The sequence below is a fragment of the Staphylococcus sp. ACRSN genome (genome assembly GCF_022346615.1).
In the GTDB taxonomy this organism is placed as follows: Bacteria; Bacillota; Bacilli; order Staphylococcales; family Staphylococcaceae; genus Staphylococcus.
Window position 1 is genome coordinate 75,260 of the sequence record NZ_JAKRNS010000008.1, and the last position, 23,286, is coordinate 98,545.

16 protein-coding genes are annotated in these 23,286 nt (G+C 31.2%); 4 read left to right on the forward strand and 12 right to left on the reverse strand.

The window, feature by feature from the left end; translation table 11 throughout:
- Positions 1-31: 31 nt before the first annotated feature.
- From MHZ36_RS08935 to MHZ36_RS08965, 7 genes are all read right to left on the reverse strand, one after another.
- Complete coding sequence (locus MHZ36_RS08935) at positions 32-1,174, reverse strand: DUF418 domain-containing protein (RefSeq protein WP_239231144.1); 1,143 nt, start codon at positions 1,172-1,174, stop codon at positions 32-34.
- A gap of 28 nt (positions 1,175-1,202) precedes the next feature.
- Positions 1,203-4,856, reverse strand: a complete 3,654-nt coding sequence (addA, locus tag MHZ36_RS08940; protein WP_239231145.1) for a helicase-exonuclease AddAB subunit AddA — start codon at positions 4,854-4,856, stop codon at positions 1,203-1,205.
- Positions 4,853-8,317, reverse strand: a complete 3,465-nt coding sequence (gene addB / locus MHZ36_RS08945) for a helicase-exonuclease AddAB subunit AddB (RefSeq protein ID WP_239231146.1) — start codon at positions 8,315-8,317, stop codon at positions 4,853-4,855. Before addB ends, addA begins: the two co-directional genes overlap by 4 nt.
- A gap of 221 nt (positions 8,318-8,538) precedes the next feature.
- Entirely contained in the window at positions 8,539-9,114 is a 576-nt protein-coding gene (gene lepB / locus MHZ36_RS08950) for a signal peptidase I (RefSeq protein ID WP_239231147.1), read from the reverse strand.
- A gap of 18 nt (positions 9,115-9,132) precedes the next feature.
- On the reverse strand, positions 9,133-9,654 hold the full coding sequence (lepB, locus tag MHZ36_RS08955) for a signal peptidase I (protein WP_239231148.1): 522 nt from the start codon (positions 9,652-9,654) through the stop codon (positions 9,133-9,135).
- Positions 9,655-9,658: 4 nt separating this feature from the next.
- A complete protein-coding gene (locus tag MHZ36_RS08960; protein WP_239231149.1) occupies positions 9,659-10,234 on the reverse strand; it encodes a TVP38/TMEM64 family protein in 576 nt (191 codons plus the stop codon).
- Between the two features lie 442 nt (positions 10,235-10,676).
- A complete protein-coding gene (locus MHZ36_RS08965) occupies positions 10,677-12,008 on the reverse strand; it encodes a glucose-6-phosphate isomerase (protein ID WP_239231150.1) in 1,332 nt (443 codons plus the stop codon).
- Positions 12,009-12,354: 346 nt separating this feature from the next.
- Between MHZ36_RS08965 and MHZ36_RS08970 the strand changes: the two genes are divergently transcribed.
- From MHZ36_RS08970 to MHZ36_RS08980, 3 genes are all read left to right on the forward strand, one after another.
- Positions 12,355-13,560 carry an argininosuccinate synthase gene (locus tag MHZ36_RS08970; protein ID WP_239231151.1) on the forward strand — a complete coding sequence of 402 codons (1,206 nt, stop codon included), beginning with the start codon at positions 12,355-12,357 and terminating at the stop codon, positions 13,558-13,560.
- A complete protein-coding gene (argH, locus tag MHZ36_RS08975; RefSeq protein ID WP_239231152.1) occupies positions 13,550-14,920 on the forward strand; it encodes an argininosuccinate lyase in 1,371 nt (456 codons plus the stop codon). Before MHZ36_RS08970 ends, argH begins: the two co-directional genes overlap by 11 nt.
- Positions 14,921-15,569: 649 nt before the next feature.
- Entirely contained in the window at positions 15,570-16,526 is a 957-nt protein-coding gene (locus MHZ36_RS08980; RefSeq protein WP_239231228.1) for a glycerophosphodiester phosphodiesterase, read from the forward strand.
- A 283-nt stretch (positions 16,527-16,809) separates the two neighbouring features.
- Here MHZ36_RS08980 and MHZ36_RS08985 read toward each other — a convergent pair whose 3' ends face one another.
- The 5 genes from MHZ36_RS08985 to MHZ36_RS09005 all read right to left on the reverse strand — a co-directional run bounded on the left by MHZ36_RS08985 (position 16,810) and on the right by MHZ36_RS09005 (position 22,805).
- Positions 16,810-18,054: a Glu/Leu/Phe/Val family dehydrogenase gene (locus MHZ36_RS08985; RefSeq protein WP_239231153.1), complete on the reverse strand. Its 1,245-nt coding sequence runs from the start codon at positions 18,052-18,054 to the stop codon at positions 16,810-16,812.
- Positions 18,055-18,163: 109 nt separating this feature from the next.
- Positions 18,164-19,354 (reverse strand): ornithine--oxo-acid transaminase, encoded by a 1,191-nt coding sequence (locus MHZ36_RS08990; RefSeq protein ID WP_239231154.1) that lies wholly within the window; start codon positions 19,352-19,354, stop codon positions 18,164-18,166.
- Between the two features lie 697 nt (positions 19,355-20,051).
- Positions 20,052-21,185 (reverse strand): NADH-dependent flavin oxidoreductase, encoded by a 1,134-nt coding sequence (locus MHZ36_RS08995; protein WP_239231155.1) that lies wholly within the window; start codon positions 21,183-21,185, stop codon positions 20,052-20,054.
- Positions 21,186-21,426: 241 nt separating this feature from the next.
- Positions 21,427-21,807 carry a S1 domain-containing post-transcriptional regulator Ygs gene (gene ygs / locus MHZ36_RS09000; protein ID WP_042739782.1) on the reverse strand — a complete coding sequence of 127 codons (381 nt, stop codon included), beginning with the start codon at positions 21,805-21,807 and terminating at the stop codon, positions 21,427-21,429.
- A gap of 401 nt (positions 21,808-22,208) precedes the next feature.
- Positions 22,209-22,805, reverse strand: a complete 597-nt coding sequence (locus MHZ36_RS09005; protein ID WP_239231156.1) for a peptidylprolyl isomerase — start codon at positions 22,803-22,805, stop codon at positions 22,209-22,211.
- A gap of 67 nt (positions 22,806-22,872) precedes the next feature.
- Here MHZ36_RS09005 and kapB point away from each other — a divergent pair, with 67 nt between their 5' ends.
- The gene (kapB, locus tag MHZ36_RS09010) at positions 22,873-23,253 is read left to right on the forward strand and encodes a sporulation phosphorelay system protein KapB (RefSeq protein ID WP_239231157.1); all 381 of its coding nucleotides are present in this window, start codon (positions 22,873-22,875) and stop codon (positions 23,251-23,253) included.
- Positions 23,254-23,286 lie beyond the last annotated feature (33 nt).

Genomic DNA, 23,286 nt, shown 5'->3' on the forward strand with positions numbered 1-23,286 from the left:
AAAAAATCCACAAAGTAACACTTAATTATTTTTAATTTAAGTATGTCACCTTTCTCCATAGCCATTCTATTGGTCCCTGGTTAAAGCGTTTTAAATATATATAAGAAATAATTAACTGTATAGCATATACAACTATAACAAGAATATAGGACTGATATAGATATAATTTATAATATAAACCGAGACCAAAACCCATGTATATCAACGTAAATATGATACTTTGACCTAAATACACTGATAGACTCACTCTACCTGGATATTTAAATATTTTTAACAATCTACTGATTTTTCGATATTGACATAAGACAATAAACAATATGATATAGCCAGTAGCAACTAGTGGTCCACCAACCATCGAACTTACATTACTATAAGCATTATTACCATAATCAATGACATGTGGTAGTTTCACGATATAGCCGAATCCCATGAATAGTACTGAAAATTTAATTGCACGTTGTTTATTTCGTTGAACAAATCTTATTAAATCAATTTTTTGTGCCGCTATGCCAAGTAAGACATATGGTAAAAATTCAAAATAAGCAGAAGTAGTAACCACATCTAAGATACGATATGTTTCATCAATTAAATTTATATTTAAAAAGGAAGCATAGTCTCCCTCTTGATTAATTCTAATCAACTTATCCAAAGGTAAACCTGTAAAATTATTACCCCCATACCTATGAGTAAACCAAGCTAATAACGAAAAAGGAATTACTATTAAAATGAGTTTTAAAACGAACATTATAATCGCAAATGTAACTAATTTTCTTGGCTGCCATTTTATAAATAATACAGCAAGCATGCCAGTAAATGCATAACCAAACAAGATATCCCCTGAAAATATAAATATTCCATGTATCAATCCCAAAAACATGAGAAATACTAATCTTCGGTAAATAAATGAATAGTAATTCATTCCTTTTATTTGGCTATTTTCATACATTATCGCTAATCCATATCCAAATAAAAAAGTAAATATAGGGTAAAATGAACTAATAATCAAAAGTGTAACGAAACGTAAAATCCATTCATCAATACTGTTATGAATAATATCTGGTAAAAAAGCTTGATCATATGGCATACTGAAACTTAATATATTCATCAATATAATTCCAAATAAACTAAATCCTCTTAATGCGTCTAATTCAAACAATCTTTTACTTGGTGTCAATGACTGATGCTCCTTTGATTTATTATCATTAATCAATTGAAAGTTGACCAAATTTAAAGAAATATAAATAGCCTTTTACGTTAGTATTCAAAATTGTTTCTAATGTATTTCGATAATACGCCATTTGTATTTTATACCGTGTTTTTAATTGTTCTCCAATTTCTTCATCAGACATATTACGACGTCTGTTAAAAGCATCCGTCTTATAGTCAACAAAATAATACTGACCATCTTTTTCAAAAATCAAATCAATCATACCTTGAATAATTGACGCGTCTTCATCCGTTTTTTGCTCGTGGTCTACTTCACGTTGATTAACAACAAATGGCAATTCTCTATAAATAACATCACTGTTAGTAATCATTTCATATAAATCACTATTTATAAATTGCATGATATCATCAATTCTAATATCTTGTTTCGCATCTTCTTGAATAATATTTTTTTCAATTAAACGATCAATATAGTCATTTAATTCTGTTTCATCTAAGCGATTTTGTTTAAAAGGTAGATGTTGCATAACAGTATGCATCAATGTACCAATCTCATTAGCTTTTCTGTTTTTCTTTTGACTTAAAAATGCTGGCCTTTCGTATGATAATGAGCCTATTTTATACTGTCTGACCCTATCATAATTTGTATCAGTTTGTTCTGTTTCTAACTGACGCTTTAATTCTGATACAGACTGCTTTGATGGTTTATGAATCGCGTTTGGATGAGCATATTCATGCGTTAATTGTTTTTTAATTTGGTTTTGTAGACCAGTAAAATCCGCTTGCATTTGATATATATCAGTTACAGTTCTTTCTTCACTTTCATCTTTTATAGTTTCAGATGCTACATCTTCGTAAAATGCTATATTCAATTGCACATGAGGCTTCATTGCTTCATCTACTTCATCAATATTTGCTTCAAAACGTAAATCTTTAGGCAAAGAAGATGATTGATATTTTGACAATATCGGATAAATGAGATCGATTGGTCGTTGTGCCGTAATACGATAACTCACCGGTAAATGTGAACCAGAAACAGATACTTGCTCAAACTGTTTGATTTCTTTTTCATCTTTCACTCGCCCGATTAAATATAATTGTTCTTTTGCACGAGTTAGAGCGACATATATTAAACGCATTTCTTCTGAAATCATTTCCTTTTCAGCAATCGCTTTAAATGTTACAGATGATAGTGATGGATAAGCAATATGTTCTTTTACATCATAGTAATTCATTCCCAAACCATAGGATTGGTTTAATATTGTAGATTTTTGTAAGTCTTTACGTGTAAACCTTCGTGAAAGACCAGAATATATAACAAATGGAAACTCCAAACCTTTACTACTGTGAATTGTCATCATTCTTACTACATCATCATTTGGTCCTATTACATTTTCCTCACCAAAATCTTTGCCTCTGTCTATAAGTTCATCAATAAATCGTATAAATTGATACAAACCACGGAAACTTGAATTTTCAAATTCTACCGCTTTATTGAATAAGCCATGTAGGTTTGCTCTTCGACCTTTACCGCCTATCATGCCACTAAAATATTGGATAACGTAATGGTCATTATAAAATTTATCAATAAGTTGATATACAGGTTGATGCTGACTATATACTTGATACATTTTTAAATCGTTTAAAAATGTATTTAATTTACTAGCTAATATATCATCCACGTTATCACTTAATAAATAATGTTGAATTGATTGATAAAAGTAATCGTCATTTGGACGTTCAATTCGAATTTGTGCTAACTCATCTTCTGTAAATTGATAAATTACTGATCGCATTAATCCAACTAAGTAAATATCTTGCAAAGGATTATCTACAGTTCTTAAAAAAGATAATATAAGCTGTACTTCTGATTGTTCGAAATAACCTTCCTTGCTATTCACATGAAATGGTATATTATGATCTTTAAAAGCTTGTTGTATCTTTCGTGCTTGACCATAAGAACGCTCTAATATCACTATATCTTTATAGTTTGGTTTTCTATAACGTTCCGTTTTCATATCATATATTTCTTCTTTTTCCATAATATGTTGTACTTGTTGTACAATATATTCTGCTTCTTGTTCTGAACTATTTAATTCTGAATTTTTATCTTCTACTAACATATTTAATTGAATTTGTTTCAATGTTTCATCATACGGCGCACCATAGTATAGTTGTGCTGCCTCATCATAAATAATTTCCCCAACTTCTTCATCCATCATATGTTTAAATAAATAATTCGTCGTCGATAATATTTCTTTTCGTGAACGAAAATTTTGAGATAAATCAATACGTAATCCCAATTCTGATCCGTCTACTGTAAATCGATTATATTTACTAATAAATAGACTAGGATCCGCCTGTCTAAATTTATATATTGATTGTTTAACATCTCCAACCATAAATAAATTTCCGTCTGATTCGCTGCCACGTTTAATACAAGAAATAATTTTTTCCTGTACCCTGTTAGTATCTTGATATTCGTCCACAAGAATTTCTTCAAACTGCTCACGATACATAAGTGCAATTTCTGATGGCTCTCCATCCTCATTTGTTAGTATTTTTAGTGCGAAATGTTCATAATCTGAAAAATCAAGTAAATTTCTACTTCGCTTTTTAGCATTAAATTGTTCTATCACATCTGCCGTAATTTCAGCCAAATATGCTACTCTCGGTGCTAATTGTTGCATATCATGCATTAAATCATCTGCTGTTCTTGTAAAATAGTCCAATTTCACTTTTGAAACTAATGACTTATATTGATCATAATGTCTTTTACCGTCATCATAAGCTTCAATCATCATTTCATTAGCTTCTTTAATTTTTTTGTTTTTTGCAGGAAAGCGTGCTTCAAATTGATGATTACTGATTACTTCTGTGTTTAACACTCCGCCTTCCATTGCTGTAGCCATGAACTTACGTTCTCTTTCAATAATATCTATTTGCTTCTCCACTTCATCTAACATTGCAAATAAATCATAGCTTTTATTTAAGGCCTCTAATGCTGATTTCATAAAAATCATAGCTATGTCGTTTAACAGTTCTAACAATCCTTTTTGTTCTGATTCATTATCATATGGTATAGATATATTTTGTAACCATTCAAATGGATTTGGATTTGCCACACTGAAAAAATACATATCTTTAATCGTTGAACGAAGTTGATCATCATTTCTATCTGAAGATAGTTGTTCAGTTAAATCAACAAAATGAGGATTCAAAATGTCATAATGTTGTTCTAATACTTCATCAATAGTTTGTTCAAGCAATAAAATATTTTCCGCTTCATTACTCGTTCTAAAATTCGGATCAATATCTAACACATCATAATGATTTTGTATTAACTTTAGACAAAAACTATGTAAAGTTGAAATTTGAGCTTGATGTATTTTAATTCTTTGATTTTTTAAATGCGCATTGTTCGGGTCGTCTGTTGATGCCTCTTGAATACGTTGATCTACACGTTGTTTCATTTCTCTAGCACTGGCATTTGTAAATGTCACTACAAGTAGTTTATCAACGTCAATTTCATCATTCAAAATACGTTGAATGATCCGTTCTACTAATACTGCTGTCTTTCCCGAACCAGCAGCTGCAGCAACTAGTATATCTTGACCTTTAGCATATATACTTTTCCATTGATTATCAGTCCAACGCGTACCGTCTGGTTTTATTGGTATTGAATTCATTCAAACTCACCTTCTTCTATTTCAACATTTTGCACTGCTTCTAGTGGATTAATCGTTTCATCAACTGTTCTATAACGTTTACTGTCAATCATGCCATCAACATGACAAACAGACTTATAATTACAAAATTCACAAGGCAATGTTTGATTATATTTTAATGGTGCAACTTCTGTGTGACCATCCATAATATCAGTTGCAGTCTTTATAAAATTCTCTTTATTATGCTTAATTAATTTATAAATAGTTTCCGAATCTGCAACTTTACTATTACTTTTAAAACCACCATCTTTTTTCATAGCCACTGGTATAATATCTGAAGTATAGTTTGGTTCTATTCTATTATCAAAAGCCTCTATTACAGAAGTATCATTATTAACTAAACCACTCAATTTAAATGAATTAATAAATTTTTCGTTTCTCTTTTCCTCATCTAATTCGTTCCACGCAAGTTGTAATCTTGGCTCGTGTACATGAAAGTATAAAAGACCACCTGGCTGCGTCGTTTGATTCAATCCTAAACGTTGTTTGTTTTGTAATACAATATCCATATATGTCATCATCTGCATTTGCATGCCATAATAAACCTTTGTTAAATCTAAGGTACCGCTATATTTAGATGATTTATAGTCAATGATATTCACATAACTTTCATCACCCTGATTATACGTATCTATACGATCTATTTGTCCTCTAATATTAATAGGTATTCCTTGTTGTGTGATTAATGGTTCTGCTTTTAAATCTTCAGGTTTGAGCGGTTTCTTTCTAAAACTTGCCTCAAAACGTTGTGGTTTAAATTGACTGTAGCTGCCTTGATATTTTAATGCAGTTAATGTTGTTTCAACGATTGCACCAATACGTTGTGATAAATAACGATAGTAAGCTGTCGAATTTAATAAATTAAATTGAACTTCTGGTAAAATTTCTGAAAGCGCATCGTGTGTTAGCGTTCTAATTTGATTTACATTTAAATTTTTAAAATCTCCATTAATTTTTTCAGATATAAGTTTAAGCACTTGATGGAAAATATCACCGAGATCAAAGTTTTCTAGTTTATATTTCGTTCGCTCATTTAATCTTAAACCGTGTGATGTAAAATGTTTAAACGGGCATGCTTGGTAACCTTCAAACCTAGATACACTCGCATTAATTTGCTTACCATACAATGCCTTTGCTTGCTGTCGATTTAATTGCACAGTTTCGTTATCAAAAGTTAGTGCCGAAACAAGATAATCCAATCCTTCATTTAATCGCGTATCATCTCTCATAACTTGATACGTATCTAACCATGTATCTGCAACTATCTCTTCATCTAACCAAGCTTTAAGTGATTCGAATAATGCAATTTTAGTCTGATGTGGATGTTCCATTAATGTTAAAGGGTTCGCTTGATGTTGATGATGTACATTTGTAATTTCCAAATTACTATATAATTGTTGTATTTGATCTATAAAAGGACTACGCTCTTTTTGATCTCCACTTGTTCCCATTAAAGCATAAGAAAATGTCACTTTTTCACTACTTCTAGTCATTGCTATGTAGCAAACAAATGCTTCATCCATTTGTAATATATCTGCAGTAGGACTTAATTCTAAATTGGATTGCGCTTGAAAATACTTTTTCTCATCATCTGTAATTAAACCTGATGATGAAACCGTCTGTGGCATCACACCATCATTTACGCCAACCAAATAAACATGTGCTTTATTATCTACTTTTGCTAAATCCATCGTTCCTATACTAACTTGGTCAATTGTTTGAGGTATCATTATAAATTCCAATTGGTCTAAACCGACATCTAATAACTCTAAAAATCGAGATTGTGTCAAACTTCGGTCACCAAAGACCGTTACTAAATCATCTAATGTTTGAATTAAACCATTCCATAACTGATCAATTTCTTCAGCTTTTTTATGTTCACCATCAGCATCATACTGATCTCGCTCAGTCATCAAATCACTTGGTAAATCAAATGCTTCCATCGCTTCATAAAAGGCTGTCGCAAACTCTATAGCTGTATCTGCATTGCTCATACGTTGTTCAAATAACATAATTTTATCCATTACATACGATTTTAAATGGATAACACGTTCGAATGTTTCCTTTTCTTCATCTGTCAATGGTTGTCGCTTCAATCCCATTTTCCTAAATTGATCAACATGGAAGTAACTTTCATCTAGCCAGCGTTTACCATAAATTCCACGCTCAAGTACGAAATTTTCCAATATATCAATTAAATAATTACTATCTTTAAACTGTTTAGTTAAAACATTTGTTTTTAACAAACGCATAATTGGTTCAAAATTCCAATTGGTTTGAATGACTTCAATTAATGATCTTACCATTTCCATAATAGGATGATGTGTCATTGATGGCTTTATATCAATGTTAAATGGTATATCAAATTGAGGTAAAATCGATTCCAATAAATAAGCGTAACTTTCATCTCTATAAAGTATTGCAATATCTTGAAAACGTCTACCTTCTTCTCTAGTTTCCTTTAATATACGTCGCGCAATTTCATTAACTTCTTCTCTCATAACAGAAGCTTCAAGTATTTCAACATTATCTTTTACATTTTTAGGCTCTAATTGAAATGCATTAAAATTATGTTCCAAGTGACTCAAATCTTCATTCTGAAAACGATGTTGTTTCGTAAAACGTTTCACATTTAAAGGAATGCTTAATTCATTTGCTATAGTTTCAATATGTGTTAATGATTCAGAAGGTTTTCTAAATAAACTAAACGGATCTTTATCGCCATCCGTTGTTAACAATACGGTAACTTTTTTTGCATTTTTAACTAAACCTTTTATCATTTGATATTCTAATGTTGAAAAGTTATGGAATCCATCTATGTAAATTTCTGTGCGCTTTAATCTTTCAGATTGATCCATTACAGTAATAAAACGATTTAAACAATCCTCTGTAGATACAAACTCGCCATTAATTCTTTCTTCTAAATGTTTATAAATTAATGCGATATCTTCTAATTTATGTTTTGTTCTTGTTTGTAATGTGTTTTCAGCAATATAGTTTTCCAAATGCACTGGTGACACTTCATATTTTTTAAAATCTTGTATTTGTTCATACAATTTTTCGCTAAAACCATAATACTTCACTTGAGATTGATATAACTTTAATTCGGCCTGATGTTGTTGAATAATATCATATATCATCATTTCAGTTGCCGTTTTCGATAGTTGTTGTTCCATTAGTCCCCCAACTTCTTGGAACACACGATAACTCAATCTTTCGAAGTGTAATACTTCAGTTCTCAAACTACCATTTAAATCTGGATCATTCACAAATGCTTGTTCAAATTGAAAGGTATTTTGTGTAGGAGCAATTAGAACAATTGGATCTCCTAGTGGACGTGCTTTCATTTCTTTTCGAATTTCAGCTAACATTTCAAATGATTTACCTGTCCCAGCTCTACCTATATAGGCATTTAATTCCATAACATATCCCACTCCTTTGTTCATATTTTAACATATATTAAATTGCGTATCGGTTATCTTTTTGTTAATTATTAAGGGTTAATCCCTCTATAAATACTGATGAAATAATAGCTGAATAATCACATGATATTTTATCGCAAAAAAACAGATGTATTTCAATAATTAATTGAAATACATCTGTTTTTTAAATTCATTCTACCTCATTCGAATATATAAATCGATTACTTATCATAGTTTGTATCTGGATCAAAACCAAATTTCATTTCATTCAATGGCCAAAAACTAAATGATACCTTTCCTACAACTTGATCTTTATCGATTAAACCAAATGAACGACTATCTTTACTCACTTCTCGATTATCACCTAAAACAAGCAATTTATCTTTTGGTATCGTATTTTTCTGATTAACTTGATTCAAATCTTTCGTCTTAAATGAGCCAGTAATATAATTATATTGTTTATGCTTCTCGTTATAATCTAGATAAGGTTCGTCAACTTTTTTACCATTAACATACAGTTTATCCTTTTTGTATTCTACATTATCTCCTTCTGTACCAATGACACGCTTCACATAGTCACTTTCTTTGGTAGCATGGAAGACAACAACATTACCTTTTTTAATATCTCCAAATTTGTAACCAAATAAATTAACAACTACACGTTCACCGTCTTTCAGTGTTGGATCCATAGAATCCCCTTTAACCGTATAGGGTTTCGCTACAAAGTTCACTATCAATAACACCAATGCTACTGCAACGACGATTGATACGAACCACTCCATTATCTCTTTTCTCAATTTTTACACCTCATCCATTTAGTTAAAATCAACAGCGAATTTATTGAAAGGATAAAATCTTAAACTCACATTTCCAATAATGTCCTTATTCTGTATGAATCCATATGTGCGTGAATCTTTTTTATTCGATCTTTGGTCATTTAATACAAAATATGCATTTGGAGGAACAATGTCCCCTTCTGATTTTTTAATATTTCTTAACGATAAAGATTGAATATGATTTTTATTAATGTAAGATTCATTTACTTTTCTATCATCTCTATATAAAGTTCCATTTTTATAGTTTATGGATTGACCAGGCTTACCAATAATCCGACTTATTTCTATATTTTTTCCATTACGATACATAATAATATCATTATTATCTAATAAATTAAAAGTTCCTTTAATTTTATTTACAATAACTCTATCATTCTTATCCAAGTTCGGTGCCATCTGATTATTTTTAACAACAACACCTGTAATGAGCAACGCTTGAATCAATAGTACAATCATAATCGCAATAATAATTAAAATCAAATGTTTTAGTATACGTTGCATGTTGTCACTCCTCTGACGAATGCATTAAATGTTTTTCTATTCGATGTCCAACAAACCACATCAATACAATTACAATAAAAACAATAATTAGTCTCAATGGATTCGTAAATAAAGTGGTAATATCACTACCTAACCATCCTATCAATCCAATCATAATCAACTTAGATGCTAATAATACATATAGATATACATGTGCTTTAATATGGGATAGACTTGCAACAATATTTACAAGTGCGCTAGGTGTAAAAGGAAAACATAACAATATAAATATCGGAATCACACCGTGTCTATCTATAAAATGAATTAATCGTTGTACAGATTTCTGATGTTGAATACGTTGCATATATTTCGTATGAGTTAACCTTCTAAATATTAAAAATACAATATAGCTACCCAAAACAGTACCTAACCAAGCTAAAAGTGTTCCTATCCATAAACCATATGCATTAACATTTACTATAACAAATACAATAATTGGTAAAATAGGTAAAAAGGCCTCAATAAATGGTAATAAAAATCCGACAATATATCCTAAATCGCCGAATAAATCGAACCAATGTTGGACTTGTTCTTGCGTCATGAAATCATTCCCTATAGTTTACTGTACTTTTCAATTATAAATTTATCTTAGCTAATTTAAAACAATTATGTATAGGTATATCCATAAATCAGTCTCAAGTACGATAAAGCATCTAATTCAATTGATTTAAACTCTCATTCTATTTATGTCACCTTATAGTATTTTGTTTCACTAACTTACAACTTCAATTTAGTATCCTTCATCTTTATCTTTTACTTTATTAGATTTATCTAATAATTACGTATACACGCACTATTTCTTTAAAGTTCTACAAATAGAAAAAGACAATTTCTATATATTCAATAGAAATTGCCCTTTTACTATAAAGAAATCTTGGTGTCTCAGTTTCGACTTTTTTCTAATCATAGTGTGATTGTACAAACACTTAAATGATTCATAAATGAGTGTTAACTTTTATACCAATCAAAATTATACGTAACTATTATAAACGTGCTTCTAATTCTTTTTTCTTATCTTCAAATCCAGGTTTACCTAACAATGCAAACATGTTTTGTTTATATGCTTCTACACCTGGTTGATTAAATGGGTTCACACCTAGTTGATAACCACTCATAGCACAAGCTAATTCAAAGAAGTAAACAACATAACCAAATGTTTCTTCATCTAAACGTGGAATATTAACGACCACGTTTGGAACACCACCATCAGTATGTGCTAATAGAGTACCTTCAAACGCTTTTGTATTTACTTCATCGATTGTTTTACCAGCTAAGTAGTTTAAACCGTCTAAATCATCTGGATCTGTATCAATAGTAATATTGTGTTTAGGATTATTAACCTTCACAACAGTTTCAAATAAGAAACGGCGCCCTTCTTGAACATACTGACCTAATGAGTGTAAGTCCGTTGTATAATTTGCACTTGATGGATAAATACCTTTAAAATCTTTACCTTCAGATTCGCCGAATAATTGTTTCCACCACTCATTGAAATATTGCATTGATGGTTCATAGTTAATCAACATCTCAGTATCATAACCTTTTGCATATAAAATATTTCTGATTGTTGCATATTGATAAGCAATATTATCTTCTAATTTATCTGAAGATAATTCTTCTCTAGCTTTTGCCGCACCATTCATCATTGCTTCAATATCAATACCAGCTGCTGCAATTGGTAATAAGCCTACTGCAGTTAATACAGAATAACGTCCACCTACATCATCTGGCACTACAAAAGTTTCATAACCTTCGTTTGTAGCAAGCTGTTTAAGTGCACCTTTTTCTTTATCTGTAGTTGCAAAGATACGCTCTTTAGCTTCTTCTTTACCATATTTATCTTCTAACAACTGTTTAAACAATCTAAATGCTACTGCTGGTTCAGTAGTAGTACCAGACTTAGATATTACGTTAACAGAGTAATCTTTACCATCTAAATAATTAATTAATTCTTGTGTATAAGATGATGATAAGTGGTTACCTACAAAAACAATTTCAGGATAATCATTATTATTTCTAAATGAAGATGTTAGCATTTCAATTGCAGCACGAGCACCTAAATATGAACCACCGATACCAATTACTACTAACACATCAGAGTTTGCTTTAACACGTTTTGAAGCTTCTAAAATACGTGAAAATTCTTCTTTATCATAATTGACAGGTAGGTCAATCCAACCTAAGAAATCACTGCCAGCACCTGTACCTTCATGTATTGTTTTATGAATTGTTTTAACAATATCTTTTTGTTGTTCTAATTCATGTTCGCCAAAAAATTCTAAAGTCTTGCCATAATCTAATTGAATATGAGTCATTTATTTTGCCTCCAGTGTTTTTGATTTCAAAATCATTTTACTAAGTTTATTTTTACTATTCAAACAACTAGCCTATTTATTGTGATAATTGTGACAATTACCACCCAAATAAAATTAATTCTATGTGATTATATTCATATTTATATACATTTACTTTCATATCCCGAACAGCCTTAAAATCTAGCAATACAGTACTGTTATATAAATATAGCCATTTCTAATTTTCTTAAAAATGTATATTTATGTATAAAAATGGTTTTATTTTCATAATCTTTCTGTTATACTGATTTATATCAAATAAACAAATAAAATCAATAAATGAAAATTTAAACCGAGGTGGAAAACAATGAAGGAAAAAATAGTATTAGCATATTCAGGTGGATTAGATACAAGTGTTGCAGTAAAATGGTTACTCGATAAAGGCTATGATGTTGTAGCATGTTGTTTAGATGTAGGTGAAGGCAAAGATTTAGAGCTTGTACATCAAAAAGCATTAGACATGGGTGCTATTGAATGTCACATCATTGATGCAACTGAAGAATTTAGTGAAGATTTCGTTTCATATGCAATCAAAGGTAACTTAATGTATGAAGGCACTTACCCTCTTGTATCAGCATTATCAAGACCCTTAATTTCAAAAAAATTAGTTGAAATAGCAGATGAAACAAATGCTGTCGGTATTGCACATGGTTGTACTGGTAAAGGTAATGACCAAGTTCGTTTTGAAGTAGCAATCAAAGCATTAGACCCTGAATTAAAGGTATTTGCTCCAGTTAGAGAATGGGCATGGAGCCGTGAAGAAGAAATTGATTATGCAATCAAACATAATATCCCAGTACCTATTCAACATGACTCACCATATTCAATTGACCAAAACTTATGGGGTAGAAGTAACGAATGTGGCATTTTAGAAGATCCATATGCTGCACCACCTAAAGATGCGTATGATTTAACACAAGAATTAGAAGATGCGCCAGATGAAGCAGAAGAAATTGTACTAACATTTGAACAAGGTATCCCTACTGCATTAGACGGTAAACCTTATAAATTAAGTGAATTAATTTTATACTTAAATAAATTAGCTGGAAAACATGGTATTGGAAGAATTGACCATGTTGAAAATAGATTAGTAGGTATTAAATCAAGAGAAGTATATGAAACACCAGCTGCAGAAGTTATAGTTAATGCACATAAATCATTAGAAACTATTACATTAACTAAAGATGTGGCTCATTTCAAACCAATTATTGAAAAACAATTTTCTGAGCAAATATACAACGGTTTATGGTTCTCACCTTTAACTGATAGTTTAAAACTATTTGTAGATAGTACTCAAAAATTTGTTTCTGGTGAAGTGCGTGTCAAATTATACAAAGGTAATGCAATTGTGAATGGTAGAAAGTCACCACATACTTTATACAATGAAAAATTAGCGACGTATACTAAGGAAGATGCATTTAATCAAGAATCAGCAGTAGGTTTCATTGATATCTTTGGTCTACCTACACAAGTAAATTCAATGTTACATGGTGGTTACCACGATGAGCACTAAAGCTTGGGGTGGTAGATTTAGTGAACAACCGGAAGCATGGGTTGATGAATTCAATGCTTCCATTCACTTCGATAAAACCTTAATCGAATACGATGTGCAAGGAAGTATTGCTCACGCTACTATGTTAGCAAATCAAGGTATTATATCTGATTCAGATTGTGAGCAAATAAAACAAGGATTAAATGATATACTCGCTGATTTTAAACAAGGAAAGCTAGATTTAGATGTATCTTTAGAAGATATTCATTTGAATATTGAACATGAATTAATTAAGAGAATTGGTGATGCAGGAGGCAGACTGCATACAGGTCGTAGTAGAAATGATCAAGTAGCAACTGATATGCATCTATATACAAAAGCTGAAGTAACAGAACTGATTGAATTGATAATATCATTTCAAGAGACTATCGTTTCTGTTGCTGAAGCAAATATAGATACGATTATGCCAGGTTATACACATTTACAAAGAGCTCAACCTATATCATTTGCGCATCACATATTGACTTATTATTGGATGTTAGAACGTGACAAATCTCGTTTCCAAGATAGCTTGAAAAGAATCGATATTTCTCCCCTTGGTGCAGCCGCATTAAGTGGTACAACATATCCTATCGACCGTCACGAAACACAATCTTTATTAAACTTTGGCTCATTATATGAAAATAGTATGGATGCTGTAAGCGATAGAGACTATATCGTTGAAACATTGCATAATATTTCATTAACAATGGTTCACTTATCACGTTTTGCAGAAGAAATTATTTTCTGGTCCTCTGCAGAAGCAAATTTCATCACTTTATCTGATGCATTTTCAACTGGATCATCTATAATGCCACAAAAGAAAAACCCAGATATGGCAGAACTGATTAGAGGTAAAGTTGGCAGAACGACTGGTCATTTAATGAGTATGCTCATGACTTTAAAAGGATTACCATTAGCTTACAATAAAGATATGCAAGAAGATAAAGAAGGGTTATTTGATGCAGTTCATACACTTAAAGGTTCTTTAAGAATTTTTGAAGGCATGGTTGATACAATGACGATTAACGTAGAACAATTACACTCTACTGTTTATAATGATTTTTCTAATGCTACTGAACTTGCAGATTATTTAGTTAATAAAGGTGTTCCGTTTAGAAATGCGCATGAAATTGTTGGTAAAATTGTACTTTGGTCAATTCAAAACAATGTCTATTTATTAGATGTACCGTTAGCCGAATACCAAAAAGCCCATGAAAGTATTGAATCAGATATTTATGATTATCTAAAACCTGAGAATTGTGTCAGTCGTCGTATTAGTTATGGTTCAACTGGACAAACTTCCGTAAAAGAACAACTCAATGTGATTAAAAATAATTAACTTTTTTACTTATATAAATAGAGTATAAGAATAGAAAGTTCTATTGGTAAATTTTACAAGACATGTTATGGCTTGTATTCAGATGATACCTTGTTAATTTAGTATTGTAATACTTATTAAATTAAACGAGGTATCTTTTTTTGTCTAATTTTATACTAGGCTACCATAATTCAATATATAAATCGGTTCAATGCTTTACTAATCAACTTAATAATGACCTTGTATATTACTTTTATAAATAAATTTTTAATGCGTTAAAAAATAATTAATTTTTTGAAGTTAAAATAAAGAAAACGTAAATTGTGTTTAAACAATTAAATTCAAAGGTAATGACAGTGTACAGTTCATTTTAAGGAGTGAAGCACTTATGAAAAATGCGAAAAGAATTATGGTATCAAGTATGACCGCTTTATCATTAACATTATTAGCTTCAACATCAATGGCTAAAGCAGATGAAAACAATGCGTCAACCTCAACAACTAACACACCAGAGCAGACACAAAATGATACTAACCAACAAAAGCAAAACAACACTCAAGAACAATCACAAAGTGCTACCAACGAATCAACAAATCAAACTACTAACACACAACAAAAACAAAATCAGACACAATCCCCTCAACAACAAACTTCCCAAGAACAATCAAAAGTGAGTACAAAAGAACAAGATACTACAAATCAATCAGAAACTGAAAAAAATCCAAATCAAAATACAAACATAATAAATAAAAACGAAAATAGTGCATCTTCTGCAAGACCACTTTCTGAAGCTACAGAAAAAAGTGCTAAAAACAAGGAGATACATAATTTAACTGGAGAAAAATATGCAACGATTGCACATAGAGGTGCAAGTGGATATGCCCCTGAACACACATTGTATTCGTATGACAAAAGTCACAATGATATTGGAGCATCATATATCGAAATTGACCTTCAAATGACTAAAGATGGGCATCTTGTTGCAATGCATGATGAAACAGTAGATAGAACTACAAACGGTACAGGTCGTGTTGATTCATATAATTTAGATGAATTAAAAAAATTAGATGCAGGAAGTAAATTTAATTCACAACACCCTGAATATGCTGATGATCAATACAAAGGTGCCGAAGTGCCTACTTTAGATGAAATATTAGAACGCTATGGTACCGATGCAAATTATTACATTGAAACTAAATCGCCAAATGTTTATCCTGGTATGGAGGAAAAATTACTTGATACTTTAGATAAACACCATATGTTAACAAATCAATCATTAAAAAATGGCCATGTTATGATTCAATCATTCTCACAAGCAAGTCTAGAAAAGGTGCACAATCTTAACTCAGATGTACCGCTCGTTAGATTATTAGATAAAGGTGAACTACCAAATCTTACCGATAAAGATTTAGAATCTATTAAAAATGTTGCAATTGGTGTAGGTCCTGAATACACTGATTTAACTAAAGACAATGTACAGCATTTAAAATCAATGGGCTTCTTAGTCCATCCTTTTACAGTAAATAAAAAAGCAGACATGGAACGATTAAATAGTTATGGTGTCGATGGTGTATTTACTAATTATTCAGACGTGTATAAACAAGTTATAGAAGAAAATAAATCATAATCACTTAAAAACGCTCAAACAAGTATGCAAACAGAGACATTAATAATGTCTCTGTTTGCTATTTTATATATTTATTACCATTTCTTTGGATCTTCATATTACCTTTCGTCACCTTTGTCATAAGTCATTCTATATGTATATATTTATTTTGAACTTTCATAAATAAAAAAAGGCAATTTCTATTTTACTTCAATAGAAATTGCCTTTTAAATTTGGTTAGAAAGTTGTATGCTCTAACCGATTTAATTTATATAATTAAGCTCTAATCATACCGAGATGATGATTAAGCCCAACCACGATAGCGCGCAGCTTCTGCAGTACGTTTGATACCAACAATATATGCTGCAAGACGCATGTCAATTTTACGATTTTGAGATAATTCATATATTGTGTTAAAAGCAGTAATTAACTTTTCACGAAGTTTTGTATTTACTTCTTCTTCTGTCCAATAATAACCTTGGTTATTTTGTACCCATTCGAAGTAAGATACAGTTACACCACCAGCACTTGCTAGAACATCAGGTACTAACAAAATGCCGCGTTCTGTTAAAATACGAGTACCTTCTGGCGTAGTTGGTCCATTAGCTGCTTCCACTACTACATCTGCCTTAATATCATGTGCATTATCCGCAGTAATTTGATTTGCAATTGCAGCCGGTACAAGTACATCACAATCAATTTCGAATAACTCTTTATTAGATATTGTCTCTTCAAATAAATTCGTTACAGTACCAAAGCTATCTCTTCTATCTAACAAGTAATCGATATCTAAACCTTCTGGATCGTGCAATGCACCATAAGCATCTGAAATACCTACAATTTTTGCACCCATATCGTATAAGAATTTGGCTAAGAAACTTCCAGCATTACCGAAACCTTGGATAACGATACGTGCACCTTCGATTTGTAAGCCTCTTCTTTTAGCAGCTTGCTCTATAGCGATAACAACACCTAATGCAGTAGAACGGTCACGCCCTTGTGAGCCACCTAATACAATTGGTTTACCAGTGATGAAACCTGGTGAGTTAAATTTATCTAATGAACTATATTCGTCCATCATCCATGCCATAATTTGAGAGTTTGTGAAAACATCAGGTGCAGGAATATCTTTTGTTGGTCCAACAAATTGTGAAATAGCACGAACGTAACCTCTAGAAAGACGTTCTACTTCGTGAATACTCATTTGTCGTGGGTCACAAATAATACCACCTTTACCACCACCATATGGTAAGTCCACAATGCCACATTTCAATGTCATCCACATTGATAATGCTTTAACTTCCTCTTCATCAACATCAGGATGGAATCTAACGCCACCTTTTGTTGGTCCTACAGCATCGTTGTGTTGCGCACGATAACCAGTAAATGTTTTAACTGTACCATCATCCATACGTACAGGAATTCTAACTTGTAAAAATCTTAATGGTTCTTTTACTAAATCATACATGCCATCGTCAAAACCCAATTTATGCAATGCTTCTTTAATAATTTGTTGCGTAGAAGTAACTAAATTATTATTCTCAGTCATGATCCATTTCGCCTCTTTTTCGTTACTAATGATTTCGCTTTCATGATAATTGTAACATAAGATTTTTCTTTTTAAAGTCTTTTAAATACTTATATTACTTAACTAAAAATTATTCAAAAACACTTCTAACTTTTTCTAATGCAAAGTCTAATTCTTCTTTAGAAATAATAAGTGGTGGTGCAAATCGGATTACTGTATCATGCGTTTCTTTACACAATAAACCTTTTTCTTTTAATGCTTCACAATAAGGTCTTGCGTTTTCAGTTAATTCAATACCGATAAATAATCCTTTACCTCTAACTTCTTTTATAGAAGGATGATTAATCTTTTGTAATTCTGATTTAAAGTATTCACCTAATTCTAATGAACGACCAGGTAAATCTTCGTCTACAATGACATCTAATGCAGCATTAGAAACAGCACACGCTAATGGATTACCACCGAACGTTGATCCATGTGACCCAGGTGTAAACACACCTAACACTTCTTCATCTGCTAAGACAACTGAAATTGGCAACACGCCACCACCTAAGGCTTTACCTAAGATATATACATCTGGTTTTACGTTATCCCAGTCAGTTGCAAATAATTTTCCTGAACGACCTAATCCTGCTTGAATTTCGTCTGCTATAAATAAAATATTATGTTCATCACATAATGCTCTAATTGCTTTTAAGTATCCTTCAGGTGGTACATTAATACCTGCTTCCCCTTGTATTGGTTCTATTAAAATAGCAGCAGTATTTTCGGTAATAGCACCTTTGATTGCATCGATATCTCCGAAATCAACTTTTCTAAATCCATCTAATAATGGACCATAACCACGTTGATATTCAGCTTCAGATGACAATGAAACCGGCGCCATAGTTCGACCATGGAAGTTACCATTGAATGCAATGATTTCTGCCTTATTAGGTTCAATGTTTTTTACATCGTAAGCCCAACGTCGTGCTGCTTTCAATGCAGTTTCAACTGCTTCAGCACCCGTGTTCATTGGTAAAGCTTTTTCTTTACCAGAAAGCTTACAAATTTTTTCGTACCATTCACCTAAATTTTCACTATGAAATGCACGAGAAACTAAAGTAACTTTATCCGCTTGATCTTTTAATGCTTGAATAATCTTTGGGTGTCTATGACCTTGGTTTACAGCTGAATATGCTGATAACATATCCATATACTTGTTACCTTCAGGATCTTTAACCCATACGCCATCAGCTTCCGATATAACGATTGGAAGTGGCACATAGTTTGATGCTCCATAATGGTTTGTTAACTCAATGATTTCTTCTGATCTTGACATGATATCTCCCCTTAGTTTAAATTTAAGAGCCATTTAGACTCTTTAACAATACTTACTCCTAGCATAACGTATTTAAACGTAAACTGAAACTATTTTCAAAAAGAGTTATGAATTCAAGATTTACTAGATGAATATTTAGGAAAAGCCTTGAAAAGTACTGTTTAATTTTGTCCAACATTATGTAAGCCCTTACATATATAATGACATAACTTCCTTGCTATATACAAGCCTATAATATTATTTTTTTAAATAAATTTCATATTAATATTTTCTACAAAATAATGCATTATTAATCATTTTAAATTTGTATTTTTCTTTATAGTAAAGCTTACTTTTAGTCAAAAATAGGTTTCCATTCTTGTAAAAGTTTCTGATATACATTATCAATTTTTATGTATTGATATAACGGCTTACTTTTACTACTCATTCTGTTTATCAATTGTCGATTGCTATACATTAACTTATTCATGTTAAATCATCCTAATCATTTTAATATCATAATTTGATTATAAAGATTTAATTTTGCATGTCATCAAACTATAGATTGATTATCCTCTACATCATTTTGCCCTAAAAATTAAAAAAACAGATATGTCCCACAATAAATCATGTCCTATTAAATGCTATATCGCATATAAAGAAAAGACATGATGTTATCGATGACATATCTGACTTTTAACTCATCTCATCTATTTAATTATTTACCATCATTTCTAGGTAAAGGATAGAATGCATTTTTAAACTGCGTCCATAACTTACTAGGTAATTCATGTTTATCTAATCTTGAAGCGTCAAATTCAGAGATAATTTCATCCTCTTTGCCATCTTCAATTTTACTAACAAAGTTATGGTCTAATAAAATTTCTCTACCTAATGCTATCAAATCAGCATCTGTATTCTCTATTGCATCTAACGCTTGTTGTGCAGTGAAAATTGAACCGATACCAATTAGTGGCATACGTCCACCAATCCATTCATGTAATAACTTAACGCGTTGTTGATCTTTATACTTACCTTCACGTGTTGTTGAATAAATATCCATTAATGATACATGTAAATAATCTAACGGTTTTTCAACTAATGCCTTAATTAGTGATTCTGTAATTTCCATACTTATTCCTGGTGTTTCCGCTTCTTCAGGTGAAAAACGATAACCAACAATAAACGATTCATCAGCATGAGCCTTAACTGTATTTGTAACTTCGTCTACTACATCTAATGCAAATTTAAGACGATTTTCTCCCCATTCATCATCACGACGATTATAATAAGGTGAAACGAATTGATGAATCAAATAGTGATTTGCACCGTGAATTTCAACACCATCAAATCCTGCTTCAATCACTCTTCGTGTTGCTTCTCCAAATGCTTTAATTGTCTCATGAATTTCTTCGACTGTTATTTCTCTCGCGTCATGAGCTTCTTGTTCTCCAAAACTTTTCATTGAAATAGGACTTGGCGCTGCAACATCACCATTTGGTGTTAAGTTAGGTAATGCTTGTGCACCACCATGGTGAATTTGTACAACTGCTTGCGCACCATTTTTTTTCATAACTTTTGCAAGACGTTTCAAACCATCTAAATCTGTATCATGTGCAACAGATGGTTGTCCAGGAAATGCTTTACCTATATCAGTTACGTTACTAGCTGCAGAAATCGCTAAACCTACATCTTTAGAACGTTGTTCCATATATTTTAATTCTTCTTCAGAAATTGTACCATCATCATTTGAAGAAACATGTGTTAATGGTGCTAATACAAATCTATTTTTTAATTCTACTTTATTTGGTAATGTTAATTTTTCAAATAAAGGTTGAAATTTTTGTTCCATTATAAAAAATCCTCCTAATTTAAATACATACTTATAAATCAAATTTAATACTTCTTAATTCTAACCACTTTTAACTATAAACAAAAACAATATGCTTACGCATGTATATTTTCTATTTTATACAAAACCAATCCTGATTAATTTTACGGAAAAATAAGGAGACTACTGAATTAGAATTAAAAACGCTAAGCACTTCTCAAAAGTATAAAATTTCGAGAAATGCTTAGCGTTTTGAAGATGATTATTCATCTTTAATCGCGTTTTTGGACTGCTTAATCCAAACCGGTAAGCGTTCTTTAATTGTTTGAAACCCATATTTTTCGGTTTCTTTAATTTCATCTAATACTGATTGTTTTTCCTTTTTACGTTCATAATTTTTAAAATAATCATTATCTTTTAAAGAAAAGTTAATCTTACCCTCTTCGTCAATTGAAATAACTTTCGCTCTTACAATTTGACCTTCTGATAAAAATTTCTTTAAATTATGGACGTAATCATCCATGATTTCAGAAATGTGGATTAAACCTTCAGTATTGTCAGGGGTTTCTACAAAAGCGCCATACGGTTGAATACCAGTCACACGAACTTTTACATGTTGACCTACTTTATAGTGATTATTCAACGTGATAACCCCTTATTTCGTTTTACTTAACACTATTATAATAGCATAAATTAGAAGCAGGCACTAACATTAATATAGAAAAATTTCACGATTTGTTAATTTTAGTGTATAAAAGTCCATTTAATAGATTGAATTTGGATTTATTTATTATTATCTATTATTAAAATTCAATTCATTAAATAAAAAAGTGATGTAGCAATGATTTAACATGCTACACCACCCTATTATTGTCTCGTTATAATTTACGATCAATTTTCAGTTATACTTCATCATTTACACTTGTTAGACATACTGACCTATTAATTGTTGCATCTTTATATAGCGCAGTTTCTCAAGTAAAACACACTTTGCATAACTGAATACTTAAATTATTATTACAAATTATCTAGTCTATTATTTGATTATTTTTCTTCAATATCAATAGAATCAATTGTGATATCATGTACAGGCTTATCTTGCGCGCCAACTTTTGTCGCTGCAATATCTTCTAATGTACTTTCACCTTCGATTAATTGACCAAATACGGTATGTTTTTGGTCTAACCAAGGTGTACCACCTTTTTCACCATATGCTTTTACAATTGGTTCTGGCCATCCACCATCGGCAAGTTGACCTAGCATAGATTCTGGAATTTCTTTCATTTGAACCACAAAGAATTGTGAACCGTTTGTATTTGGACCTGAATTCGCCATTGAAAGTGCACCATATAAATTAAATGCTTCTAATGAAAATTCATCTTCAAATGGTCCTCCATAAATACTTTCGCCACCCATACCACTTGCAGTAGGATCGCCACCTTGTACCATAAAGTCATTGATGACACGATGGAAAGTGACACCATTATAGTAACCATTTTTAGCATGTGTAACAAAATTTTCTACTGTTTTTGGTGCGATGTCTGGAAATAGTTTGAAAGTCATATCACCTTTGTTTGTGTGCATAACTAATTTAATCTCATTACCATTGATTTCTGTGTTTAATTGAGGATAGTTCGTCATTTAAATTCTCCATTTCATGTTAAGATGATATATGTATTCTAACATATATGAAAGGATGAAATGAATTATGTTATATCGATTTGCACATAAAACTGGAAGTTATGGTGTATCAGTAGTTGAGGAAGATGAGAATCAAGTCTTAGTACAAATTGAACAAGTGATAAAACATCCAAAACAAGGCGATTTACATAATCCCACTTCAACTGAAAATGTATTTTTTCATGAAAGAAAAGCATTAAGTCAATTTGAAAAGCGTTATGCAGCAAAATCTCAACTCAGAACATTTAATGTTGAACAACTTGATTATACTACTTCACTCCAACAGGCAATAACATCATTAGAAGAAAAGTTAAAGGAACAAAATACACCTCATGCTCACAAATCTCTAGATAATCTACAACGTTTAAAAGAAGATTATAGACTTCAATATAAACAAAATTTTGAATAAAAATACCTTGTTTCTTCTTATTTAATAAGCGCA